Consider the following 22,695-nt stretch of genomic DNA (forward strand, 5'->3'; position numbering starts at 1 on the left):
CAGATGAATAATGTGGAGGCAGAATACTAGTCGTGCATTCATGGCGATTTTTTGTCGATGTCAATCTGCGTGATCGGCGTCATCTGCGGGAATATTTTTTCTTGCCCTGAAATCGGAGATTCGACGGAGTGAATGGACGAATGATTTTTTGTCAATGTCAATCTGCGTCATCTGCGGGAATATTTTTTTGCCACGAAATCGAAGATTCGACGAAGTCAATCCACGAATTTTCGACTTGATAATACGTCTTTATTTCATTAGTGAATTCGTGGCAGATAAACTCCTATCTCAATTTTTCTGCAAAATTAGCGGAATCTGCAAGAACAGCTTCAGGACAAAAATTGAAAGAATTCCCGCAGATTTCACAGATTGCGCAGATTGCTGGTTACAATCAGCAAGAATAGAATCGCCATGAAATCATAGATTTCGCGGATTTCTCAGATGAATAATGTGGAGGCAGAATACTATTCGTGAATTCGTGGCAGATAAACTTCTACCGCAATTTTTCTGCAAAATTAGCGGAATCTGCAAGGACAACTTCGGGGAAAAAATTGAAAGAATTCCCGCAGATTTCACAGATCGCGCAGATGAATAATGTGAAGGCAGAATACTATTCGTGAATTCGTGGCGATTTTTTGTCGATGTCAATCCGCGTGATCTGCGTCATCCGCGGGAATATTTTTTTTGCCACGAAATCGGAGATTCGACGGAGTGAATGGACGAATGATTTTTTGTCAATGTCAATCTGCGTCATCTGCGTCATCTGCGGGAATATTTTTTTTGCCACGAAATCGAAGATTCGACGCAATCAATGTACGAATAAGAAAATTCCATTATTTTCGTGTCATGAAAATCCTGCTCCTCTCCGATACCCATTCCTATATGGACGAAAGAATTCTGGAATACGCCAAGAATGCCGACGAAATATGGCATTGCGGAGATTTCGGAAGTATTGAAGTGATCGAAGAATTGGAAAAAATCAAACCCGTTCGCGGGGTGTATGGAAATATTGACAACGAAAAAATACGAAAGATCTTTCCGGAAGTTTCTAGGTTTACCTGTGAAAAGGTGGAAGTTTTGATGATTCACATCGGTGGTTATCCGGGGAAATATTCGCCTTTAGCCAAAAAGGAGATTGCAGAAAATCCTCCGAAACTCTTTATTTCAGGGCACTCACATATCTTAAAGGCCATGTTTGACCCAAAAAACAACCTGCTCCATCTCAATCCCGGTGCGGCAGGAAGCCAGGGATGGCATAAAGTACGGACGATGATGCGGTTTGAAATCAATGGCGATAAAATCGAGCATCTGGAAATCATTGAATTGGGAGCAAGAGGAGTGGTTAAGTCGAATAATTAATGTCGACCTATTCCGGGCTAAATAATTTAACAGCCATGACAAAAGCGCATCAATTTTCCTTAAATTTGAAAAAAATCCGCCATGAGAAAGAAACTCGAAGAAATGCCGCTATACAGGAAAGCAGAAGAAATTCGCCAAACCGTGAGAACCATCTGCGACCTCATTCCGGAGGAAAACAATTACCTCCAAGAAACCAAGATGCACATGCTTGAAAACACATTGGTCATGCAGGCGAAAATCGCCGGAGCCTATAGTGTAAATCTTTGGGACCTGAAAATGGAAAACGCAGCGATCATCAGAAAATGCGCCCGGGAATTGCTGGTGAGTTATCACAGTTTGACGGCTTTCGGTTTCGATGAGGCGGATTATTATTTGATTGTCCGCAAACAGTTGGAAGAATTCCGTTTGCTTTTTCGGGAATGGGTGGCTTCTTTTGACCCGAAAAAATTCATCGTGGATGAATGGGGTCTTTTCAATCCGCCGGGGATTCCGCAGGATTATGTGCAAAGCGATGCGGAACTCGACTTCCTGGACGAAGATGATGACGGGCTCGATTTCGGTTTTGATCCCGGGGATTTCGAAGGATATGATTCCAGTGATGACAATTTCGAAGACGAAGGCGGAGATTGATGGGCCCTGAGAAACCTTCCCCCGACTATTTTTTTTTCTTCAAATCATCATAAATCTGATGAATCAGACCATCGGCAACCGATATTTTCGGAACGAAGATTTTGTTGATGTCGCTCCAAGTCATCACTTTGGTGAAGATTTCCAGAGCGGGCACCAAAACATCGGCACGGTCTTCACGGAGGTTGTGTTTGGTCATTCGCTGCTCCACCGATAAACCGCTCAATTCCTTATAAGTATTTTTCAATCCCGAAAGAAACAGGGGTTTTCCGTCTTTTGTTTTGCTCATGGAGAAGACTTTGTTGATATTTCCGCCGGAACCGATTGCCACCACCGTTTTCTTGCTGTTGATATTTTTTCGGATTTCCTCACGCATTTCCTTCCAAAGGTCTTCGGAAACCAGATTATTCAGCAACCGGATCGTTCCGATATTAAATGAGTTTTTATATTTCAACTTGCCGTTTTCGTAGAAAGTGAGTTCGGTGGAACCCCCTCCCACATCTACATACAAATACGCAAAATCTTTGTCAAGTCCTTCTGCAATGTGGTTTTCGAAAACAAGCGATGCTTCCTCGTCACCAGAAATAATTTCAATAGCGATTCCGGAACTTTTCTTTACCTGCTCTATGATTTGTTTTCCGTTTCTCGCATCACGCATCGCAGAAGTAGCACATGCGCGAAAATGTTCCACCCCATAGATCTTCATTAAATCCGAGAAAACTTTCATGGAATCCACCACCATTTTTTCTCTTTGCGCACCGATTTCGCCTTTCGTAAAAACATCCATCCCCAATCGCAGCGGAATCCTGAGCAGGTTGAGTTTCGTGAATTCTGGTTTTCCTTTTTTGGGTTCCAGGACTTCGTTGATCAAAAGTCGCGCGGCATTACTTCCGATATCGATGGCAGCTATTTTCATTGAAATTTCAGTTTAAAATTGATGTTGGAGAAACATTTTGAAATATTATTTCAAAATTAAGGACATGAAGTTATTAAGGACATTCACGAAGCTCATGGTTAAGTTTCACCAGTGAAAATTAAGCAATAAAATTAAACATTTTGATGCGAAATCCCTTAATCAATTCACAAAAAATCCTAACAATAGGAAGCATGATTTCCCTTAACTCCCTATTTGTCTTAAAGGGTAAAAATATGCAGCATCAAAAACTACATCATTTAAATAACAAAAAAATTCTTTCCTTTAAAGATAAGAAGAATCAAAAGAAAAAGGAAGCAGATCCCGAATGGATTTCGTTTTATAGATTTCGCCATCCAAAGAAGCAAAGTAGATTTCGATTTCCTCTTTCTGCTTCGATTCGTATTCCAGAATGGATTGCCGGCACGCTCCACAAGGAGGAATTGGTGTAGAAGAAACCGCATCTTTCGGGGCACCGATCACAAAAAGTTTCTTGATCTTCACCTCCGGAAAATTGGCGGAAGTCCAAAAAATGGTAGTTCGCTCTGCACATAAACCCGATGGATATGCTGCGTTTTCCTGGTTGCTTCCCGTGATGATTTCACCATTTTCCAAAAGAATTGCGCAACCGACATGGAAATGGGAATACGCCGCATAGGCAGTTTGACGAACTTTTTGTGCCGCATCGAACAGTTTTTTCTCGGTCTCATCAAGCGCGTCATAATTGCTGATGGCTTCAAAAGTGATTTTAAATTCTTTTTCCATATTTAAAAATCGGGAAGCAAAGATAAGGAAAAATGGTTTTGGTTGTTGAAAGTTGGTGAAATGTTGGTTCAGTGGATTCAAGATTAACAGTCTATATTTTTGATGTAATTTTGTACTTCTCAACTCTAAGCAAACGCATCAAATAAAATAATATGCTCTACTCAAAAATAAAATTCCGCAACCTTGAACTGAAAAACCGCTGGGTCATGTCGCCGATGTGCATGTATTCCTGCGAGAACGGTGTTCCGAACGACTTTCATTTCGTGCATTACGGAAGCCGCGCCCAAGGCGGAACCGGACTGATTATCGTGGAAGCGACCGGCGTGGTTCCCGAAGGAAGGATTACCAACAAATGCACCGGAATCTGGAATGACGAACAGGCAGCAGCTTTCAGCAAAATTGTAAAATTCGTGCATGAAAACTCCGAAACCAAAATCGGAATCCAGCTGGGTCATGCCGGGAGAAAGGGTTCCACCTGGAACGGAAAGCAGATTTCCTTGGAAGAAGGTTGGGAAACCGTGGCTCCATCGCCAATTCCCTATCTGGAAGGGGAAAGAGTTCCCCATGTTTTGACTGTTGAAGAAATCATGAATTTGGTTCAAAGTTTTAAAAATGCCGCAAAACGCTCGGTGGACGCAGGATTCGACTTGGTTGAAATCCACGCCGCACATGGATATCTGATCCACCAGTTTCTATCGCCGTTGTCGAATATCAGAAAGGATGAATACGGCGGAAGTTTTGAAAACAGAATTCGATTTTTGTTGGAAATTGTTGATGCCGTGAACGAGGTTTTGGATGAAAATCATCCGCTTTTCGTGAGGATTTCGGGAACTGATTATACCGAAAACGGTTGGGATATAGCGCAAAGCATTGAATTGGCAAAGATCCTAAAAACCAAAAACGTAGATTTAATCGATGTTTCCAGCGGCGGCAATATCCATGGTGCGAAAATCACCCTGTTTGATGGTTACCAAGTTCCATTCGCCTCCGAAATCAAAAAGCAGACGGGAATTCCGACGGGTGCCGTAGGATTGATCAAGACCGCAAAACAGGCGGAGGAAATTCTTCAGCATGGGGATGCAGATTTGATTCTCGTGGCCCGTGAAATTTTGAGAAATCCTTATTTGGCGATACAGAATTCATTTGAAGGAAAAGAGGAGTGCTTCTTTCCGCACCAGTACGAAAGGGCAAGATTGTAGCTTTAAAGCTGCGAATATTAAACCACTTTCAAATTATTCATCTGCGAAATCCGCGAAATCTACGATTTCATGGCAAAAAAAATATTCCCGCAGATCACGCAGATCACGCAGATTGACATCGAGAAAAAATCATTCGTCCATTCACTCCGTAAAATATCCGATTTTGTGGTAGAAAAAATATTCCCGCAGATCACGCAGATCACGCAGATTGACATTCACAAAAAATCATTCGTGCATTCACTCCGGCGAATCTCCGATTTCATGGCAAGAAAAAATATTCCCGCAGATCACGCAGATCACGCAGATTGAAATTGACAAAAAATCGCCACGAATGCAAGAATAGTATTCTGCCTTCACATTGTTCATCCGCGAAATCTCCGATTTCGTGGCAAGAAAAATCCGCTCCATATAATTGAAGCGGAAGCATGTTTTTAAGAATACTCAAATTTTCGGATCACCTCCAAGGTTTTGTCGATTTCCTTTTCCTGGATCGCATTTGAGATGAACCAGGTTTCATAACCGCTTGGCGGAAGATAAATTCCATTTGCCAAAAGTTGGTGGAAGAAATTGTTGAACAAAGAATGATTCGCCATCGCGGCCTCATCAAAATTGGAAACCGAATTTACATGGAAGAAAACGCTCATCATGGAACCTTTTCGATTGATTCGGTGTGGAATATTTTTAGAATTCAGGATTTTCCCGATTTCGAAATCTAAGGTTTCTGCAGCTTTATTGATTCTTGGATAAAAATCGGGATCGTTCTTAATGAGTTCCAGCGTCGTTAAACCCGCTCTCATCGCCAAAGGATTTCCGCTCAAAGTTCCGGCTTGGTAAACTGCTCCCTTCGGTGCGAGCGCATCCATAATCTCGTTTCTTCCGGCAAATGCGCCTACCGGCATTCCACCGCCGATGACTTTTCCGTAGGTCACCAAATCGGCTTTCACATTGAAAATTTCCTGTGCACCACCGAAAGCCAAACGAAATCCTGTCATCACCTCATCAAATATCAGAAGCGTTTTGTTTTCGTCGCAGATCGTTCTCAGTTTCTGCAGGAAATTGTTTTCAGGCAAAACACAGCCCATATTTCCGGCAACCGGCTCGATTATGACTGCTGCAATTTCCCCTTGATTGAGTCTGAACAAATCTTCCACCTGCTCGAAATCGTTGTATCTCGCCAGTAAAGTATCTTTTGCTGTTCCAGCGGTAACTCCGGGTGAATTTGGGTTTCCGAAAGTTGCGGCACCACTTCCCGCCTTTATTAAAAACGAATCGGAATGGCCGTGATAGCAACCTTCAAACTTGATGATCTTGTCCCTTCCGGTGTAGCCTCTCGCCAAACGGATTGCACTCATGCATGCTTCTGTCCCCGAAGAAACCATTCTGATTTGGTCGATATTCGGTACATTTTCCACAATTAACTTTGCGATTTCAGTTTCGAGTTCGGTGGGCGTTCCAAATGAAAATCCCTTTTCGGCCTGCTTCTGTATGGCTGCCAAAACTTCGGGATGCGTGTGGCCAAGAATTGCCGGACCCCAGGAATTGATATAGTCGATATAGACCTTGTCATCCGCATCGGTCATATATGCACCTTTCGCGGATTTCATGAAAACCGGCACTCCACCTACAGATTTAAAGGCACGAACCGGAGAATTCACGCCGCCGGGAATATATTTTTGGGCTTCGTCGAACAAAGCTGAACTTCTTTGATATAACATTATTTAGTTTGGGGTTTAAAGCCTGTCTGCCGACAGGTAGATTTGAGGTTTGAAGCCTGTCTGCCGACAGGTGGATTTTAGATTTAAAATTTGCTCGAGGAAATTGGCAGCGAAGCAAATTCCTCCGCCAATCATCCTCTCGGTTTTTTCGCCTGCAGATAAATTAATTGTCCCGGTTTCGGCTGCTGCCCGTAATCCATTCGGTTTTTGGAATATAATTTCTTGAGTTTGATTCCGAATTTTTGGGAGATATCATGCATAGATTCACCAGATTGTGATTGGTAAGTTGCCACATTTCCAGTGGAAGATTTCGATTCCAAAAAAAGGATATCGTTTTTTCTGAGTTGGCTACCGTCGAGCTCATTCCATTTCATGAGCTTGCTTTCGCGAATTCCAAATTTTTTCGCAACCGATTCCAAATCCAAATCTTCCGGAATGATGATGAATCTTCGGTTTTCATTGGGGTGACTTTTAATCAGAATGGAATTGAGTATTTCGGTTTTGCTTAATGAGCCTTCTTCATTTTTCTTCGGTTGTGCAAAAATGGTTTTCGGAGTTGAATTCACTTTGACCTCCGGCTTCTTCACAGCGTTGGTCTGGTCAAGCTGCGCCATGAAAATTCTGTCGTTTTGCAAAGCGGGGTACAATTTTAGGACGGCATAAAAAACCTCCTTTGAATTGGTATTGTCGAATTCATAAAGTTTATACTTTTCGATTTTGTCTATCAAAATGTAGGCATATCGCGGATTAGTGGCATATCCTGCTTTTTTCAGTCCATGCGCCCAACTCCGGTAATCTTTCATGTCGAGTTTGAAGAGATTCTGATAATATTTCCGGAAAGCCAGGAATTTTGAATGGTCTTCATAGGAATCCCGCGGATCTTCGTAAACGCGGAAACATTCATTTGGCGCGTCATCAGTGTGCGTCATGGTTTTTCCGGTCCAGTCTTCCTTGCACTTGATTCCGAAATGGTTGTTGCCCTGAATGGCGAGTCGGCTTTGTCCACCGCCGGTTTCCAGGAGTCCCTGCGCCAAAGTAATTGAGGCAGGAATTTTATATTTTTCCATCTCCTCCACCGCAAACGGCGCAAATTTCTGAATGTATTGGTCTTCAGTTTTCCAAGTCTGAGCCTGGAATTTTGATAGAATAAGAATTGCTAAAGCAAATATTATTTTTTTCATAAAGTGATTAGATTTAGGTAAAATCACATTTTTTATTAAAGTTTCTTTTTGTCTTATTTATAAAGGAAACAAAAAATCAAGACTCCTTACTTTGCGCAAAAATCTGATGGGTAAAACCCATTTTGCAAAAATTCGTGTTATGTAATAAAGTCCCGAATTTCATTCAATAATCAAAGTTCTACCTTGTTTTCGTAACATTTCGTTGGCTCCTTCAATTCCCTGCAAACCACCCGTGTGAAATGCTAAAATTTTGCTGCCTTGCGAAAAAAAACCTTCGTCCATCAGTTCAAAAATCCTCTGCATCATTTTTCCCGTATAGATGGGATCCAATGGAATTCCGAATTCATTTGAAAACCAATTGATAAAACGAATATTTTCGTCAGTTATTTTACCATAACCTCCGAAATGTGCATCCAACAATGGGATCTGATCTTTTCCGGAAAGCTCCGAAATCCTTTTGCCGAGTGAGGAATCATCAACCACTTTGAATCCTAAAATTTTCTGGTTTTTTTCAGAAAACTTCGAAATTCCAGCAACCGTTCCTCCGGTTCCAACGGCGGTGCAAAGATAATCAAAACTTTTTGTTCGCTCGTCGAGCATGTGTTTTACCCCTTCCACAGCGAGAAAGTTCGATCCACCTTCCGGAATGATCAACGCGTTTGGGAATGCAATCTCAAAGGTTTTGGTCAAAGATGGCTTGTCCCGATATTCCGTTCTGGTGACAAATCTGAAATCCATCCCATTTTTTTGGGCATGACTTAAAGTTGGATTTTGCTGCCATTTATTGGAGATTTCTTCGCCGCGGATGATTCCCAATGTTTTTATCCCTAAAGATTTCCCCAGTGCGGCAACCGCTGAAATATGATTAGAGAAAGCCCCTCCGAAAGTGATCAAGAGCGGATTGGAGGTTTGAAGATCCAAATAATGATTGATATTGTAAAACAGTTTCCAGTATTTATTTCCCGAAATTTCAGGATGAATAAGGTCTTCTCTTTTAATGAAAAGACGGATGTTTTTGTTTAATGGGATTTCAGTGATAGGAATCTCAATTTCGGGGAGTTTCATTTTCCGGATTTTCTCATTGCTGATGCAAATTACGGAGAATTAAAATAATTTTTTCCTTGGAGGAGAACGAAATTTCTTGTTCAACCCAAATTTTGAACGACACGGAATCTGATCTCCAGATTGAAGCCGATGTTTTAACCCTTTTTGTGGCATTGCGATGCTTAAATTGGCAAATCGAAGATTCAACATCGTAAGTAATTCCTATTGCTGCCTAAAGTGAATTTTTTCATGATCTAATTTTTTATGTTAAATCTGTCAGGTAATAACAGTTATTTCAGGTAAGATCATTTCTTAACTTCTAATGTTCTGGGTGACTCTTCTTCGTTTATAAATTATTCAAAATAAATTGCACCCGTTCCTCCGGAGGCAAAACCGGAACAAAAACAATTGGAAAACCGAGATTGGTATAGGTTTCTATGATTAATTGATGAATTACTTTTTGGTCATCTTCATTTTCGGTTCGCGCATAGTCTTTCGTAAAAGGCAATCTTTCTAAAATAAAGATTTTTTTATAGGAAACTTCGTTCACTGCTTTCCGTAACTCTTCATCATAATCCAGCTTCAAAAATTGATAATATGCCATGGCATCGGGAATGGCCCGGTCTAGAAAAACCAAATCGTCTTTATTGAGCGAGGCTTCCTGAGCGATTTGCATTTCTAACACTGCCAATTGAAATTTCTTTTTGTTGCTCCTGATTTCTTCTACAGAATCCCCCACATTACGCATGGTATCAATATAATGTCTGGCGTATTCGATAGTTGTATGGTAGCCAAGTTTCTGCAGCAGGTCAATAGTGGTGGTTTTCCCTGTACTGGGTCCGCCGGTGATCACATACCAGTTAGTCTTTTTTGAATTCAGCACTGTGCTATTTTTTATGATCTTTTTACCTTGAAATTATAGTTCTGCTATATCATAAAGTTGCGGTATTTTAGCTTCCCAACCATAGGTTTCTTTTATTCCTGTTTGAAGTGCTTCCGCGCTTTCTTTTTCGCCATGAACGACATAAATTTCTTCGGGCTGATGTTTTATTTTACTCATCCAGTTGAGTAATTCTTTATGATCGGCATGTGCCGAAAGTCCTTCAATATTCACGAGGCGCATTTGAAAAGGCTGCCATTTTCCAAAGATTTTGATTTCTTTATCGCCGTCGAGCAGTTTTCTGCCGCGGGTTCCCTCTGCCTGAAAACCAACAAAAAGCAGGGTATTGTCCGGATTCTCCGACTGTGTTTCCAGATAGTTCAGCATTCTGCCACCGGTGAGCATACCGCTTCCGGCTATGACGATTTTAGGTTCGTTATCGGATCTTAGAGTAATTGTTTCCTGATAACTGCTTACAATGGTAAAGTGAGCGCACATCTCATCACATTCCTCCTCACTGAGTCTGTGCCAGTCCCTGGTTTTATGAAAAAGTTCTAGCACACCGGCGCCCATCGGACTGTCCATAATCATTGGGACCTGTGGTATTTTTCCTTCTTTCAGCAGCCTCCAGAATATCAGCATCATCAGTTGGGCACGTTCTACGGCGAAACTTGGGATAAAAAGACTTCCACCGGAATTTAAGGTTTCATTCACCAGTTTTTCGATTTCGGGAACAGCTTCTTCTTCATTAGGATGAAATTTACCCCCATACGTAGATTCTATAAAAAGCACATCTGCTCTTTTGGGTTTTTTTGGCGGAAACAAAAGTAAATCTTCGGCACGGCCGATGTCTCCAGAAAATACCAAACGTTTTCCGTGTACATCCAACTCAATGTAAGTGGCACCTAAAATATGTCCAACATACTGAAATCTTGCTTTAATGCCTTCAAAAAGCACCATCCATTGTGAAGGAGCTATTCCTTTGAAAAGAGGCAGTGTTTTTTCCACATCTTCCAGATCATACAACGGTTTGGCGGGGTTGTGTTTGGAATACCCTTCTTTATTCGCACGTTCGGCTTCCTGCTCCTGAATTTTGGCGCTGTCGTTCAGGATAATTTTCGCAATATCCAAAGTTGGATAAGTTCCATAAATGGGTCCCTTAAAACCATGTTTTACAAGTCTTGGCAGATAGCCTGTGTGATCCATGTGGCCGTGGGTGAGCAGCACCACATCGATTTGTGAAACATCCACAGGTGGATATTCCCAGTTTTTCTCGCGAAGTTCCTTTAAACCTTGGAAAAGTCCGCAATCGACCAGGATTTTTTTATCTCCGGTATCCAGAAGATATTTTGAACCGGTGACCGTTCCTGCTGCACCTAAGAAATGAATCTGTAAATTTTGGTTGGTGTTCATAGCTTAATTTATTTTTGTCCACACAACTCCCGGGAATCTTCCAGGATTTTTTTCTGTCTTGATTTATTAATTCCGATATGATCCAGGAGTTCCGGCTGATTCGCCAGTTCTTCACAAATAACAATTCCGCTTTCGAGCAGCTGGCTTTTCTCATTTTTAGTAAGTATTGAAAGCGCAGTTAGCGGATACATCCCGGCATCCTCGATCCTGTCTTTCAGGGCACCATTTTCCGGATAATCCCAGCTCACCAGCATCAGTCCGACACAGGAGCCATATTTTATGGCATCAGTACTGAACCGGGTATTGGTAAAAAGAGCACCGAGATGCATTTTGTGGGCGTGCTCCACCTGCGTCTTCCAATGCTGTTTGATGTCCAGAAATCTGGATTGAACGTACAGCGGGATTTTCACATCACAAACCCGCCCGGGATCGCTGTGGTATTTGCATTCGATCATGTAATGACTGTCGGTTCTTTCGGCAATCACATCTACTTCGTGAGAAACACAGTTTCCCTCCACGAAAACGCCAATTTGAGTTTTAAACCCATCTAATTCCATGAGTTTGCCCACTAATTTTTCAAATGGAAATCCGGTGGGGCCCAGTTCCATGAGCGATTTCTTCAGTTTGTACCTTGATGCAGTGGTTCGGGAACTGTTTTTAAGCATGTTGAATGCCATTTGGTAGATCTTTTTAGTAGTCATCCCTTCTTCAATCCGGCCTAAAATATTACTGGCAACCTCCTGAACCAAATCTTCGTCGGCTTTGGAGCGGCGCAATGAACGGATCAGTTTGTTGACATCAAAATTCTCGAATTTCCCAGAGTTTTTCTTTATTTTAAACGTTTTCATTGCATTAAGGTTTGGGCATTTTTGCTAAAGTTTAATAGCAAGTTTAAATTTACTCAAAATTCTGCAATGAATATCTTTAGGAACCGTTTAATTGCAATCCATTTTAATGGTGATTAAAATCCCTGGTAATGCGATGGTAATTTATATCTGAAGATTATTAATATTCATCTTATTTTCAATTAATCAATTATTGAGATTTCAGTATTTCAAAATAACTGGTCAGCACTTTTTTGTTCTTTTCTGAAAGTGCCGCATCTTTATGCATGAACAGATAAGATTTTAGCGGCATTTTATTCTGTTCAATCTGTTCAATAATTCCCGTGAATCTGGACCGTTGCTGTCTTTTACCCAAATTTTTTAGCTCATCAAAATTCAATTTTTCCTTTCCTTCGGAAATATGATTGGCGAGGAGCATACCAATGGGTTGAATCTCTGCATACCAAGGATATGCTGTATTATTGCTGTGACAGTCGAAACAGGATTTCTGCAGAAGAATTTCAACATCTTTCGGTGGATTAAAACCATGAACAAAATTCTGCGTATAAGGAACTGTCGAAACATTTTTCGGGGATGTGATAAACTGCAGAATCATCCCAACAAAAATTATCCCAATGACGATTCCTATTCTAAAATTCATGATCAAAAATTTACATACTTCCATGGTCGTGGCCCGCCATTGGGTCAGCACCGGTTTTAAAAATATATTCGCTGTTGAGGAGATACGCACCGGAAGTAACCACTTCTTCACCAGCATTCAATCCGGAAAGGATTTCAATCTGATCGTCGAATTCCAAACCGGTCGTTACCATTTTGCTTTTATAGGTGTTTTGATCTGTTTTCACCCACACTGTAGCCATTTTTCCGTCTCTGATCACCGCATTGATTGGCAAGGTCAAACTATTTCTTTTGGGATGTTCAATCGTTACATAGACCGGCATTCCCGGTTTTAAGGTGCCATCAGGATTTGAGATTGAAATTCGGATTAAATTCACTCGGGAATCGGTCACCAGTTCCGGATTGGTAAAATCAATTTTGCCGGTCATTGTTCTGTTGTCCAAATCGGGAATCTGAACAATGGCCTTGCTTTGACGATTGATTAATGGCATCTGCGACGAATACACCTGCGCTTCTGCCCACAAATTCGAGAGATTTGCTAAAGTGACAATCGTTCCGCCTTCGCTTACGTAATCGCCTTCCACGATATCCAGCTGGGTGATATAGCCCGCAGCACTGCTGAAAATTGTGGTAGTCGTGGGCGCCGATTTAGCTCTCGAAAGTGCTGAAATCTGAGCTTCCGACATTCCCCAAAGCAAGAGTTTATTTTTAGCACTTCGAACTACTTGTTCAAAATCTATGGAAGTACTTTCGGACAGGACTTTCCTTCGTTCTAAAGCAAGCAGATATTCCTGTTTGGCATTATTGAGCTCTTCACTGTAAATTTCGGCTAAAGGTGCACCTTTAGGAACGTAATCACCAATGTTTTTGTAATGAAGCTTTTCAATTCGCCCCATTACTCTGGAACTTACCGACTGCATATTATACTGATTAAAATTCAAAGTTCCAGTGAGCGTAAGATGATCTCCCACGGAACCTTCTGTAATCTTTTCAGTTTTAATATTTCCAAGTTGAATTTGAGTATCATTGAGGTGTACTGCATTTGGATCTGTATTTTTATTCTTTTTCACCTTCACCAAATCCATGTGACAAATCGGGCAAGTTCCCGGTTTATCGGAAACAATTTGTGGATGCATGGAACAGGTGTAGTACATATCGTCGCCATGATCGTGTGCTGTTTCTTCTTTTTTAGAACAAGAAAGCAGCAAAACCAATGCAGCGAGGACGGTTATTATATATTTCATTGTCATCTGATTTTAATTATTTGTTTTAATAAAACTTTCACTGTCCACCAGGAACTGTCCGTTTTCGGCAACCTCATCGTCAGCTGAGAGTCCTTCACTAATTTCGATTTTCCCATTGGATTCAATTCCGGTAATGACTTTATGCGCAACGAAACCGCTTTCTTTCCTGAGAAACACCACTTTTTCTTTTCCTAAAGAAACTACTGAAGATCTTGGCAGCCAGTCGGAAAGTTTGGTATCTCCTGAAATCACAGCTTTCACCTGACTCCCTATTGGAATCTGTGCGCCGGAATTATCGAAATAAACCCTTGCCGAAAGCGTTTTGCTATCAGGTCTGAAGAAAGGTTCTATAAAGCCGATGGTTCCCCGAAAAGACTTATCGGGAGCCGCTTCAGGAATAACATGAACCGGTTTGCCTTTGGAAACCAGCGAAACATCCTCAGCGAAAATATTGAGCCGTGCCCAAACCTTTCCCGCATTGTACACCGAGAAGATATTTTCACCTTTCTTCACATACATTCCTTCTTTAATAGGAAGTTCTGCGGTAGTCGCTGAAATGGTTTGCATCGGCTGATTCTGCACGGAACCTGGATTCATTCCACCACCTGCTCCGGATTGCTGAATATGCCCGGAATAATTACTAAAAACCGGTACGGTGAGATCGGGTTTTCCTCTACGGATCACGTTCTGAATCTGCTGTGCCGGCATCCCTAAAAGAAGGAGTTTCTGTCGGGAAGCATCGATCATCATTTTATTGGAAGGATCATTTTTCAGCACAAACAGCAGATTTTCCTGAGCGGTAAGAAGTTCCGGACTGTAGATATCCAGAATACGCTCTCCTTTGGAAACCTTCTGATATTTGTAACGCACATAGAGTTTTTCAATTCTTCCTTCCACTCGGGAAGAAATACTGCCCACATTGCGCATATCGTATTCAATCACGCCCACAGCTTCCACTTCCGTTGGCCTACTTTCACGAGCTATTTTCACTAATGGGATGGAAGAAACCACAAACTGATCTGTTGGCTGAAGGAGCGTTTCCAGTTTAATTTCAGCTTTTTTCGTGGCCGGATCTTCTTTTTTCACCAAATCCATTTTGCAGATCGGGCAAGTTCCCGGCTGATCCGAAATGATTTCCGGGTGCATCGGGCAAGTATAAACTGTTTTGCCATTTTCCAACTGATGATCGGGATGTTTTGAGGTTTCGTTTTTACATGAAACCGACGCTACAGCCAACATCAGTACTAAAAATAAATTTCTCATCTTCTTTCAATTAAACGGTCAATTTCAGTTTGGGTTTTCAGTGCTTTGGTCAGGATTTCCAAATATTCTAGCTGAGTCATATTCAGTTTTTCCCACGCGTCGTAAAGCATGAAAAGTTCTTCGGTATTCTGTTCATATCCCAGCTGCATCGCTTTGTAATTGTTTTTCAACGCCGGAATTATGGTGTCTTCATACAGTTTCAGCCGATTTTTACTGAGTTCGAGTTCATTGCGCATTCCGTATGCCATTCCACTGTATTCATTCACCATCATTTTCTTTTGCGATACCAACGCTTCCTTTTTAAATTCTAAACTTTCGATATTCGCTTTGTTCATCTTCGAAGACCAGGACACAAAAGGCAGTTTTGCCATCAGCATCAGTGAAAACTGAAACGGCTGACCACCGAAACCATACATATTGTCGTATTTCACTCCAAATTCTGGTTTCAGATTCTGCCTTTCAAGATCCTGCTGAAGTTTTGCGATTTCAATCTGGCGGTCAACAGCACGCAAATCACTTCTTTTTTCCTTGAAAAGTGCCTCATCAAAATTCTCCAAACTATAATCGTTTAGGGTGTAATTCGGTTCAATTTCAAGCGGTTCCATCGCATTTCTACCCATCAGTGCATTCAGGCGGATTCTCTTTTCACGGATGTCGTTATCGTACATCAGTTGCATGTCCTTAGAAGTTCCCAAAGCGGCTTTTGCTTTGTAGTACGCCGACATTTTATCGAGTCCGTTTTTATATCGGATTTCAGCATTTTTGATCATAAAGGAGAGCATCTGTTCATTTTCTTTTACGATTTTCTGCTTTTTATCAATAATCAGCCAGTCGAAATACAGAGCTTTTGCATTCTGATAATTTTCATTGAGTGACGCGTATAGCTTTTCCTTTTCTACAGACGACATTGCCTTCATCAGATTTTCGTTGGCATCGAGTTTTTTTTGATTTGGAAACATCTGCTGCACAGAGAACATCGCTGATCCCATTCCGTTCATATCACCGTTTTTTTGCCAAAGATTGACATTATATGGCGCCATGAAAATTCCGGCTTCCACTTGAGGCGGCATCCAGCTTCGGGCACCTTTTACGGCAGCATCCATTGATTTTATTTCCGCATCATACATCTTCACCACGGGATTTCGGGCAGAAATAGAATCCAGTATTTCAGGTAAACTCATTTTTTGTGCGGCGACATTCCCGATGGTGAATATTGTAATAATTACTATAATTACTTTTTTCATAATTCTAAACATTAAGGTTAATGGCTGGCATCCAGAATATCTATTTTGCCTAGTTTTCTAAGTTCCCATTCTTTCTGAAGTGAGAAAATAATCGGTGTGACCAAAAGGATATGTATCGCTGAAGTGAAAACACCGCCCACCATTGGCAAGACTATTGGTTTCATCATATCACTTCCTACACCGTGGCTCCACAAAATGGGTACTAAACCGAATAAAGTAACGCAGACCGTCATGATTTTCGGTCTCAGTCTTTTGGCGGCACCATAGATTACATATTCCCGGATATCTGCATTGGTAATGGTTTCTCTGGAATTTCCTTTTTTCTCCACCAACTGTTGCATGGCATCATTCAGATAAATCACCATCACAATACCTGTTTCTACCGCAAGTCCGAACAAAGCAATGAACCCAACGGCGACAGCAATGGAAAGGTTGACCTCCCAAATGGTAATCATCACTACCCCGCCAATCAGCGCAAACGGAATACTGATGAGATTGAAAAATGCTTCACGAAAGGAGTGAAATGCGAAATACATCGCCAGGAAAATCACCACCAGCACGATGGGAATAATCATTTTCATGGTCTGTTCCCCACGGATCAGGTTTTCGTACTGTCCGCTCCATTCCACGAAATAACCTTTCGGCATTTTGGTGACCATCGCATCCAGCTTTTGCCTTGCTTCCTCCACGGTACTTCCTAAGTCACGGTCTCTTACATTGAAAAGGACGGTTCCCCGAAGCATGGCATTTTCTGAATTGATCATTGGTGGACCGTCGGAAAGTCTTACGTCAGCCACTGCACTTAAAGGAATTGAGCCAAATTCCATGGTCTGTACCGGAAGTCTTTTAAGCGCTTCAATATTATTCCGGAAGTCCTGTCCATAGCGGGCATTCACCGAAAAACGCTGCCGTCCTTCAATGGTTGTAGTGAGTTTCATTCCACCCAAAGCAATTTCCACTACAGCATTCACATCATCAATGCTGAGTCCGTACCTGCCTATTTCGTTTCGGTTGATATCGATATCAATATATTTTCCACCGGTGATGGGATCTACATACATATCTTTCACACCCTCAATACCTTGAAGTTCATTTCTGATTTTGGTAGAAAGTGCATAAATACTGTCTAAATTCTGACCATACACTTTAATTCCGACATCTGTCCGAATTCCGGTGGAGAGCATATTGATCCTGTTAATAATCGGCATGGTCCAGCCGTTGGTAACACCGGGAATTTGCAGTTTTGCATTGAGTTCTTCGATGATGTGATCCTTTGTATATCCAGCACGCCATTCCTTTTGAGGTTTCAGGAGAATGATGGTTTCAATCATTGAAATCGGGGAATTATCGGTTGCGGTACTGGCCCGTCCGGCTTTTCCCAGTACGTGATCCACTTCGGGAACGGATTTAATGATTTTGTCCTGAACCTGAAGAATTCTTTTCGCTTCAGCGTTGGAAACATCTGGAAGCGTCACGGGCATGAAAAGAATAGAACCCTCATCCAGTGGCGGCATGAATTCGCGACCGAGATTCATAATCATTGGAATACTGATGATTAAAGCAAGAACGTTGATTCCCAATGTGGTTTTTCTGTATTTCATACACCAACGAATGATGGGTTCATATACACGCTCCAATCCTCTGTTGATGGGATTTTTATGATCATCTTTAAACTTGCCTTTCATAAAAAATGAAATCAGCACCGGTGCTAATGTGAGCACCAGAATGGCATCAACTACCAAAATAAAAGTCTTGGTGTACGCCAGTGGATGGAAGAGTTTACCTTCCTGTCCGGTGAGCATAAATACCGGCAGAAATGACACTACGATAATGACTGTGGAAAAGAAAACCCCTCGGGAAACTTGTTTGCAGGCTTTTTCGATGATGCTCATGCGCACCTCTTCCGGAATTTTTTCGTAATCTTCTTTATCCTCGGAATCTTTATTCCGTTTTTTGAATCTATTTTTAAACCAATTTTTCATTGTTATTCTTTTTTATTGTGTCGTTCGTTTTGCCACGCCGACAAACTTCGGTAGGCGTTTTCAGACATAATGATTCCGTTGTCCACAATTACCCCAATGGCAAGTGCAATACCAGTTAAAGACATGATATTTGACGAAATACCCAAGGCATCCAAAATGATAAAACTGATGGCAATGGTAAGTGGAATCTGAATGATAATACTTAATGCACTTCGCCAATGAAAAAGGAAAATCATGACGATAATTGCAACGACCGAAATTTCTTCAATCAGTTTAAATTTAATATTGTCGATGGCTGCTTCAATAAAAGTACTTCTATCATAAGACGGTTTGATGGTTACTCCTTCGGGCAATCCTCTTTCGAGATCTTTGATCTTGGTTTTCACATCGGCAATCACCTGATCAGCATTTTCGCCGTAGCGCATCACCACGATTCCGCCTACTACTTCACCGGTTCCGTCCATATCAAAAATACCGAGGCGTGTATCACCTCCCATCTGCACAGATCCAATGTCTTTTACTCTTACAGGAATACCGTTAACATTTGTCAATGCGATGTTTTCAATGTCTTCTATATTTTTAACATATCCTAAACCCCGAATGATGTAGGCCATGTCTGACATTTCGAATTTGCTTCCACCGACGTCGTTATTATTGGCTTTCACTTTATTCATGATATCCATCAGCGTGATATTGTAAAACTGAAGTTTTACAGGATCAATTACCAGTTGGTACTGTTTTTCAAAACCACCGAAGGAGGCTACTTCCGCGACACCGGGAACGGTCTGCAACCCAAATTTGAGATACCAGTCCTGCAGTGCACGCTGTTCGCCAAGATCCATTTTCGGGGCATCGAGATGATACCAATAGATATGCCCTAAGCCGGTTCCATCGGGACCCAACGCCGGAGTAACTCCCTGCGGAAGTAACCGCTGCGCATAATTGAGCCGCTCCATAACCCGGGTTCTGGCCCAATAAATATCTACATTATCCTCGAAAATAACATACACGAAACTCATCCCAAACATGGAGGTTCCCCGTACATTTTTGATTTTCGGAATACCCTGCATATTGGAAACCAGTGGGAAAGTCACCTGATCTTCGATAATCTGCGGACTTCTTCCCATCCATTCGGTATAAACGATGACCTGATTTTCACTGAGATCGGGTATTGCATCAATTGGATTCCGCTTAATTGCAGAAATTCCCCAAACGAAGAGTCCTGCGGCAATCAACAGCACGACGTATCGGTTTCTCAGGGATAATTCAATTAATTTTTTAACCATAATTTATAGGTTTTATCATTTAATTTCTTCCTGAACCACTCCACAGGAAATCATTTCCTGACCGTAGTATGGATTTTTCACTTCTTTTGAGGTACTGATCCAGTAGGCTCCTTTGTTTTCGTTGTACATTGGGCAGTGGATTTTGTAGAGGGTTTTTCCTGTACCAAATTTCGTCGCAATTTCATAGAAATCCTGGCTCAGCAAATCAAGATGTTCCCTCTGGTGCTTAATATTTCCAATATTTTCTTTGATGTGCTCGGCATGTTCTTTCATGTCCGCTTCCAGGTCTGCATATTCTTTTGCCTGATCCGCGGAAAGGGCAACTTTATCCACTTTGGCTAATGCTTGCAAAATTCCGTTGGCACCGTTTGCAGCTTCTTTATCATCATCCGAGGCGAGTGCTGAGGTAAGATACTGGTAATGTGAATACAATTCTGTAAAATCTGCTTTCAAATTTTTAGGACTTTCGATGACTTTTACATCACTTTCAGGCATCCCAGCATGATTCATGGAACTCATTTCGTGTTCCTGACCTGTGGTTTTGGTCGTTGAAACTTGATCTTTTTTATCAGAACATGATGTAAAAGTAAACAGCAACGCTGCGAGAATTGTTAAAATAATGGCTTTCATAATATTGATTAAATTTTAATGGTTGTTTAAAGGTTTATTAATTTGTAATACCTGATTTATATTTTGCAAAAGACTCTTTGCTTTCAAAATACATCACCTCGTCGCGGTCGCCGGTAATGGCAATCACTGCGGTGGCTTTGTCCACCCCTTTTCCTGTTATCGGGTCGATGGCGATTCTGGCGCTGGTTTCGGTCGGGATTATTTTCTGGCAGTTTTCGCAGCATCCGAAATAGGTTTTGCCTTCGAATTCTACTTCGAACTGTTTTTTGCCCATATAGGCATTGTTGACCATGCACACCTGATCAGCAGGAACAATATCTCCTTTTTTATACTGAAGCGCTGTGGTTTGAATTTGGTTTTCGGCAGCTTTGTTTTCGCTGCAGGAATAAAGGAACAATGACGAAACCGCCAGAATTCCGAAAAATAAATTTTTCAATGTGAATGAATTTGTTGGGTTAATACTCCTCCGGAAAATCATCGGCCTCAACATTCATCAGCAACTGCTATACAATATTACTGGAAATTAATGATTTACGCGGAAATAATTGTTAGATAGCACCTCTTCTTCAGACCTTTAGGTTCACGAAAAGACACAGTTTTGGCTGTACAAAAAAGTATTAACCTATTTTAGGCGGTTGCCAAATGGAATGAAACCCGAATGAATAGTGCGGGTTTAGATAGAAAAAATTATTCTTTTTGGAGGATATGGCAAAAGACATATCACTAAGATCAGATTTTTGGTTCTCCATAAAAAACTGGAAACCGGCGGGTGAAGAACAGGTACTGCCACCACAACTTCCGTTGCAGTTGCCCTGCTGGCAGTGATGTGAAGTATTATTGCAACAGTCATCTTTACAGTGACCGGTATCGCAGGCAGAAAGACCATGGGTATTATCTTTCAAAGTTACTTTTTCAGTTTTTACCTGATGATTTGCGGGTTCTGTGTGTTTTCTTGCACAGGCATACGACAAATCCGGCATCAGGAAAAGCCCTAATGTAAAAAAGAACAGCGATATTTTAAGAACATTGCGCATGTAAATTTGCCCTGTAAAGTTGTACAAAGTTAGGAAATAAATTGAATTAACTGCGGAAATTAACTTATTTTAAACTGTTTGAGTATTTCAAAACAGCATTGTTTCTGTGCAATGAGGCCGATTTGTCAGATATATTTGAACTGAACTTTAGACTGCCTTCCGTTTACAGAAAGGATTCAAATCAAGACCTGTATTTCCAAAAGCTCCAGAGTTTCCGTTTTTGAAGGTACTGCAAATCAGCTTCCATAGCGAAGGCTTCACGCTCGAAAGAGATGTATTTATAGGCTAAGAAATGATCGTTGAGTTTGAAATACCAATAATAATACTCGATGACATACCAAAGATAAAAGAAAATCACCAACAGCTCCAGCTGCTGACGAAGGTGGATTTTTTCATGATTGATGAGAACAGCGTTGGTCCGGTCTTCCGGTTTGCGCAGGAAGATGAAAGGAAAAAGGGTAATCCCGTTAATTTTCGTATTTTTGAGTACTGTTTTGCAAACAATTATCATAAGGCAAATATAAAATTTTCAGCGATTTCGATTTAACCAATGGATCATAAAACCATCAAAGAACACGAAGACTTCTATTATAATGAACAGGGCTACAAAGTTTTTACAGCGCAATATCACCTGAAACGAGGTTATTGCTGCAAAAGTGGCTGCAAGCACTGTCCGTATGGTTATGATAAAAAGACGGATACCTTTAAGAAAACAATAAAAAAACAATCATAGAAATGAAAAAATATGTTTTACTTGTACTCGCTGCCGGGACAATGGGACTCACCTCCTGCAGTCCGTTTCAGGTACGGTCTGATTATGCGGAAACCGCCAATTTCAATTTGTACAAAACGTATAAACTAAGAATTGACGATTTGAAACTGAACGATATCGATAAAGACAGGGTATTGAATGAGCTTTCCAAACAGCTTCAAACTAAAGGATTGCATCCCGGAGAAAATCCGGACTTGATTGTGAATGTGAAAGCCAACCACAAAAAAGTTCAGGATGTGCAGTCTTCAAGACCTTACGGAATGTACGGATGGGGAGGCCCTTACGGATGGGGAGTTGGAATGAGCAGAACCTGGACTTCCAATTATAATGAAGGAACTTTGATTGTGGATTTGATTGACGCTGCCTCCCAAAAATTGGTTTGGCAGGGAATCGGAAGTGGTATTTCTGTGGATTCGCCAAAATCAAAACAGCGACAAATCCCGGAAATCGTGGCCGAGATTATGGCCAATTATCCGCCGCAAAGGAAATAATCTTTAACTTATATAGAACTGCAGTTTATCGAATTGAACTGCAGTTTTTTTTAACTTTTTTCGTTCCATATCTTACAAAATTATTACATTTTTTGGTTTATAATTTGGGGCTGAAACATCGGGCTTTTGCTGTAATCGCCAGAAACACGCCGTACGTACATACTTACAAATTTGCCTCCTAATTTTAACG

24 protein-coding genes are annotated in these 22,695 nt (G+C 41.2%); 6 read left to right on the forward strand and 18 right to left on the reverse strand.

Features of this window, described 5'->3' with window-relative positions; translation table 11 throughout:
* Positions 1-610: 610 nt before the first annotated feature.
* Positions 611-787 (reverse strand): hypothetical protein, encoded by a 177-nt coding sequence (locus ACM44_RS15370; RefSeq protein WP_160304032.1) that lies wholly within the window; start codon positions 785-787, stop codon positions 611-613.
* A 59-nt stretch (positions 788-846) separates the two neighbouring features.
* On the opposite strand from ACM44_RS15370, the gene ACM44_RS12020 reads away from it, so the two are divergent.
* On the forward strand, positions 847-1,359 hold the full coding sequence (locus ACM44_RS12020) for a metallophosphoesterase family protein (RefSeq protein ID WP_048500299.1): 513 nt from the start codon (positions 847-849) through the stop codon (positions 1,357-1,359).
* Between the two features lie 81 nt (positions 1,360-1,440).
* The gene (locus tag ACM44_RS12025) at positions 1,441-1,989 is read left to right on the forward strand and encodes a hypothetical protein (RefSeq protein ID WP_183325440.1); all 549 of its coding nucleotides are present in this window, start codon (positions 1,441-1,443) and stop codon (positions 1,987-1,989) included.
* Between the two features lie 25 nt (positions 1,990-2,014).
* Here the strand turns inward: ACM44_RS12025 and ACM44_RS12030 are convergent, their stop codons facing one another.
* On the reverse strand, positions 2,015-2,902 hold the full coding sequence (locus ACM44_RS12030) for a Ppx/GppA phosphatase family protein (RefSeq protein WP_048500300.1): 888 nt from the start codon (positions 2,900-2,902) through the stop codon (positions 2,015-2,017).
* Positions 2,903-3,184: 282 nt separating this feature from the next.
* Positions 3,185-3,664 (reverse strand): cytidine deaminase, encoded by a 480-nt coding sequence (cdd, locus tag ACM44_RS12035; protein WP_048500301.1) that lies wholly within the window; start codon positions 3,662-3,664, stop codon positions 3,185-3,187.
* A 152-nt stretch (positions 3,665-3,816) separates the two neighbouring features.
* Here cdd and namA point away from each other — a divergent pair, with 152 nt between their 5' ends.
* Positions 3,817-4,863 (forward strand): NADPH dehydrogenase NamA, encoded by a 1,047-nt coding sequence (gene namA / locus ACM44_RS12040; protein ID WP_048500302.1) that lies wholly within the window; start codon positions 3,817-3,819, stop codon positions 4,861-4,863.
* A gap of 69 nt (positions 4,864-4,932) precedes the next feature.
* Positions 4,933-5,172: a hypothetical protein gene (locus ACM44_RS12045; protein WP_048500303.1), complete on the forward strand. Its 240-nt coding sequence runs from the start codon at positions 4,933-4,935 to the stop codon at positions 5,170-5,172.
* Between the two features lie 122 nt (positions 5,173-5,294).
* Here the strand turns inward: ACM44_RS12045 and hemL are convergent, their stop codons facing one another.
* The 15 genes from hemL to ACM44_RS12125 form a co-directional block, all read right to left on the reverse strand.
* A complete protein-coding gene (gene hemL, locus ACM44_RS12050; RefSeq protein ID WP_048500304.1) occupies positions 5,295-6,578 on the reverse strand; it encodes a glutamate-1-semialdehyde 2,1-aminomutase in 1,284 nt (427 codons plus the stop codon).
* Positions 6,579-6,709: 131 nt separating this feature from the next.
* The gene (locus tag ACM44_RS12055; protein ID WP_048500305.1) at positions 6,710-7,759 is read right to left on the reverse strand and encodes a glucosaminidase domain-containing protein; all 1,050 of its coding nucleotides are present in this window, start codon (positions 7,757-7,759) and stop codon (positions 6,710-6,712) included.
* 159 nt (positions 7,760-7,918) lie between these two features.
* Positions 7,919-8,824 carry a 1-aminocyclopropane-1-carboxylate deaminase/D-cysteine desulfhydrase gene (locus ACM44_RS12060; RefSeq protein ID WP_048500306.1) on the reverse strand — a complete coding sequence of 302 codons (906 nt, stop codon included), beginning with the start codon at positions 8,822-8,824 and terminating at the stop codon, positions 7,919-7,921.
* A gap of 325 nt (positions 8,825-9,149) precedes the next feature.
* Positions 9,150-9,686, reverse strand: coding sequence for an AAA family ATPase (locus ACM44_RS12065; protein WP_083993726.1), 537 nt, complete (start codon positions 9,684-9,686; stop codon positions 9,150-9,152).
* 33 nt (positions 9,687-9,719) lie between these two features.
* The gene (locus ACM44_RS12070; protein WP_048500308.1) at positions 9,720-11,096 is read right to left on the reverse strand and encodes an MBL fold metallo-hydrolase RNA specificity domain-containing protein; all 1,377 of its coding nucleotides are present in this window, start codon (positions 11,094-11,096) and stop codon (positions 9,720-9,722) included.
* Between the two features lie 8 nt (positions 11,097-11,104).
* On the reverse strand, positions 11,105-11,944 hold the full coding sequence (locus ACM44_RS12075; protein WP_048500309.1) for an ATP cone domain-containing protein: 840 nt from the start codon (positions 11,942-11,944) through the stop codon (positions 11,105-11,107).
* 187 nt (positions 11,945-12,131) lie between these two features.
* Positions 12,132-12,581 (reverse strand): heme-binding domain-containing protein, encoded by a 450-nt coding sequence (locus ACM44_RS12080; RefSeq protein ID WP_206540197.1) that lies wholly within the window; start codon positions 12,579-12,581, stop codon positions 12,132-12,134.
* A 10-nt stretch (positions 12,582-12,591) separates the two neighbouring features.
* Positions 12,592-13,803: an efflux RND transporter periplasmic adaptor subunit gene (locus tag ACM44_RS12085; RefSeq protein WP_048500310.1), complete on the reverse strand. Its 1,212-nt coding sequence runs from the start codon at positions 13,801-13,803 to the stop codon at positions 12,592-12,594.
* Between the two features lie 12 nt (positions 13,804-13,815).
* Positions 13,816-15,066 carry an efflux RND transporter periplasmic adaptor subunit gene (locus tag ACM44_RS12090; RefSeq protein ID WP_048500311.1) on the reverse strand — a complete coding sequence of 417 codons (1,251 nt, stop codon included), beginning with the start codon at positions 15,064-15,066 and terminating at the stop codon, positions 13,816-13,818.
* On the reverse strand, positions 15,063-16,310 hold the full coding sequence (locus ACM44_RS12095; RefSeq protein ID WP_048500312.1) for a TolC family protein: 1,248 nt from the start codon (positions 16,308-16,310) through the stop codon (positions 15,063-15,065). The genes ACM44_RS12090 and ACM44_RS12095 overlap by 4 nt, the downstream gene beginning before the upstream one ends.
* A 17-nt stretch (positions 16,311-16,327) precedes the next feature.
* Positions 16,328-18,292 carry an efflux RND transporter permease subunit gene (locus ACM44_RS12100; protein ID WP_048500313.1) on the reverse strand — a complete coding sequence of 655 codons (1,965 nt, stop codon included), beginning with the start codon at positions 18,290-18,292 and terminating at the stop codon, positions 16,328-16,330.
* Between the two features lie 2 nt (positions 18,293-18,294).
* On the reverse strand, positions 18,295-19,578 hold the full coding sequence (locus ACM44_RS12105; protein ID WP_048500314.1) for an efflux RND transporter permease subunit: 1,284 nt from the start codon (positions 19,576-19,578) through the stop codon (positions 18,295-18,297).
* 15 nt (positions 19,579-19,593) lie between these two features.
* On the reverse strand, positions 19,594-20,208 hold the full coding sequence (locus ACM44_RS12110; protein ID WP_048500315.1) for a DUF3347 domain-containing protein: 615 nt from the start codon (positions 20,206-20,208) through the stop codon (positions 19,594-19,596).
* Positions 20,209-20,245: 37 nt separating this feature from the next.
* Complete coding sequence (locus tag ACM44_RS12115) at positions 20,246-20,644, reverse strand: hypothetical protein (RefSeq protein ID WP_048500341.1); 399 nt, start codon at positions 20,642-20,644, stop codon at positions 20,246-20,248.
* Between the two features lie 779 nt (positions 20,645-21,423).
* Complete coding sequence (locus tag ACM44_RS12125) at positions 21,424-21,753, reverse strand: hypothetical protein (RefSeq protein WP_048500317.1); 330 nt, start codon at positions 21,751-21,753, stop codon at positions 21,424-21,426.
* 39 nt (positions 21,754-21,792) lie between these two features.
* On the opposite strand from ACM44_RS12125, the gene ACM44_RS12130 reads away from it, so the two are divergent.
* Both ACM44_RS12130 and ACM44_RS12135 read left to right on the forward strand, forming a co-directional pair.
* The gene (locus ACM44_RS12130; protein ID WP_048500318.1) at positions 21,793-21,975 is read left to right on the forward strand and encodes a DUF5522 domain-containing protein; all 183 of its coding nucleotides are present in this window, start codon (positions 21,793-21,795) and stop codon (positions 21,973-21,975) included.
* Between the two features lie 2 nt (positions 21,976-21,977).
* Positions 21,978-22,505 carry a DUF4136 domain-containing protein gene (locus tag ACM44_RS12135; RefSeq protein WP_048500319.1) on the forward strand — a complete coding sequence of 176 codons (528 nt, stop codon included), beginning with the start codon at positions 21,978-21,980 and terminating at the stop codon, positions 22,503-22,505.
* The last annotated feature ends 190 nt before the right edge of the window (positions 22,506-22,695 follow it).

This window comes from Chryseobacterium koreense CCUG 49689, assembly GCF_001045435.1.
Taxonomy (GTDB): domain Bacteria; phylum Bacteroidota; class Bacteroidia; order Flavobacteriales; family Weeksellaceae; genus Kaistella; species Kaistella koreensis.

What these genes read in the sequence shown, in the direction of transcription:
- ACM44_RS12060 (WP_048500306.1), bottom strand. Translation starts at nt 8,824, where the DNA reads ATGAAACTCCCCGAAATTGAGATTCCTATCACTGAAATCCCATTAAAC.
- ACM44_RS12130 (WP_048500318.1), top strand. Translation starts at nt 21,793, where the DNA reads ATGGATCATAAAACCATCAAAGAACACGAAGACTTCTATTATAATGAA.
- ACM44_RS12080 (WP_206540197.1), bottom strand. Translation starts at nt 12,581, where the DNA reads ATGAATTTTAGAATAGGAATCGTCATTGGGATAATTTTTGTTGGGATG.
- ACM44_RS12095 (WP_048500312.1), bottom strand. Translation starts at nt 16,310, where the DNA reads ATGAAAAAAGTAATTATAGTAATTATTACAATATTCACCATCGGGAAT.
- ACM44_RS12070 (WP_048500308.1), bottom strand. Translation starts at nt 11,096, where the DNA reads ATGAACACCAACCAAAATTTACAGATTCATTTCTTAGGTGCAGCAGGA.
- ACM44_RS12075 (WP_048500309.1), bottom strand. Translation starts at nt 11,944, where the DNA reads ATGAAAACGTTTAAAATAAAGAAAAACTCTGGGAAATTCGAGAATTTT.
- ACM44_RS12085 (WP_048500310.1), bottom strand. Translation starts at nt 13,803, where the DNA reads ATGAAATATATAATAACCGTCCTCGCTGCATTGGTTTTGCTGCTTTCT.
- ACM44_RS12025 (WP_183325440.1), top strand. Translation starts at nt 1,441, where the DNA reads ATGAGAAAGAAACTCGAAGAAATGCCGCTATACAGGAAAGCAGAAGAA.
- ACM44_RS12135 (WP_048500319.1), top strand. Translation starts at nt 21,978, where the DNA reads ATGAAAAAATATGTTTTACTTGTACTCGCTGCCGGGACAATGGGACTC.
- ACM44_RS12045 (WP_048500303.1), top strand. Translation starts at nt 4,933, where the DNA reads ATGGCAAAAAAAATATTCCCGCAGATCACGCAGATCACGCAGATTGAC.
- ACM44_RS12030 (WP_048500300.1), bottom strand. Translation starts at nt 2,902, where the DNA reads ATGAAAATAGCTGCCATCGATATCGGAAGTAATGCCGCGCGACTTTTG.
- ACM44_RS12125 (WP_048500317.1), bottom strand. Translation starts at nt 21,753, where the DNA reads ATGATAATTGTTTGCAAAACAGTACTCAAAAATACGAAAATTAACGGG.
- ACM44_RS12090 (WP_048500311.1), bottom strand. Translation starts at nt 15,066, where the DNA reads ATGAGAAATTTATTTTTAGTACTGATGTTGGCTGTAGCGTCGGTTTCA.
- cdd (WP_048500301.1), bottom strand. Translation starts at nt 3,664, where the DNA reads ATGGAAAAAGAATTTAAAATCACTTTTGAAGCCATCAGCAATTATGAC.
- ACM44_RS12105 (WP_048500314.1), bottom strand. Translation starts at nt 19,578, where the DNA reads ATGGTTAAAAAATTAATTGAATTATCCCTGAGAAACCGATACGTCGTG.
- ACM44_RS12100 (WP_048500313.1), bottom strand. Translation starts at nt 18,292, where the DNA reads ATGAAAAATTGGTTTAAAAATAGATTCAAAAAACGGAATAAAGATTCC.
- ACM44_RS12020 (WP_048500299.1), top strand. Translation starts at nt 847, where the DNA reads ATGAAAATCCTGCTCCTCTCCGATACCCATTCCTATATGGACGAAAGA.
- hemL (WP_048500304.1), bottom strand. Translation starts at nt 6,578, where the DNA reads ATGTTATATCAAAGAAGTTCAGCTTTGTTCGACGAAGCCCAAAAATAT.
- ACM44_RS12055 (WP_048500305.1), bottom strand. Translation starts at nt 7,759, where the DNA reads ATGAAAAAAATAATATTTGCTTTAGCAATTCTTATTCTATCAAAATTC.
- namA (WP_048500302.1), top strand. Translation starts at nt 3,817, where the DNA reads ATGCTCTACTCAAAAATAAAATTCCGCAACCTTGAACTGAAAAACCGC.
- ACM44_RS12110 (WP_048500315.1), bottom strand. Translation starts at nt 20,208, where the DNA reads ATGAAAGCCATTATTTTAACAATTCTCGCAGCGTTGCTGTTTACTTTT.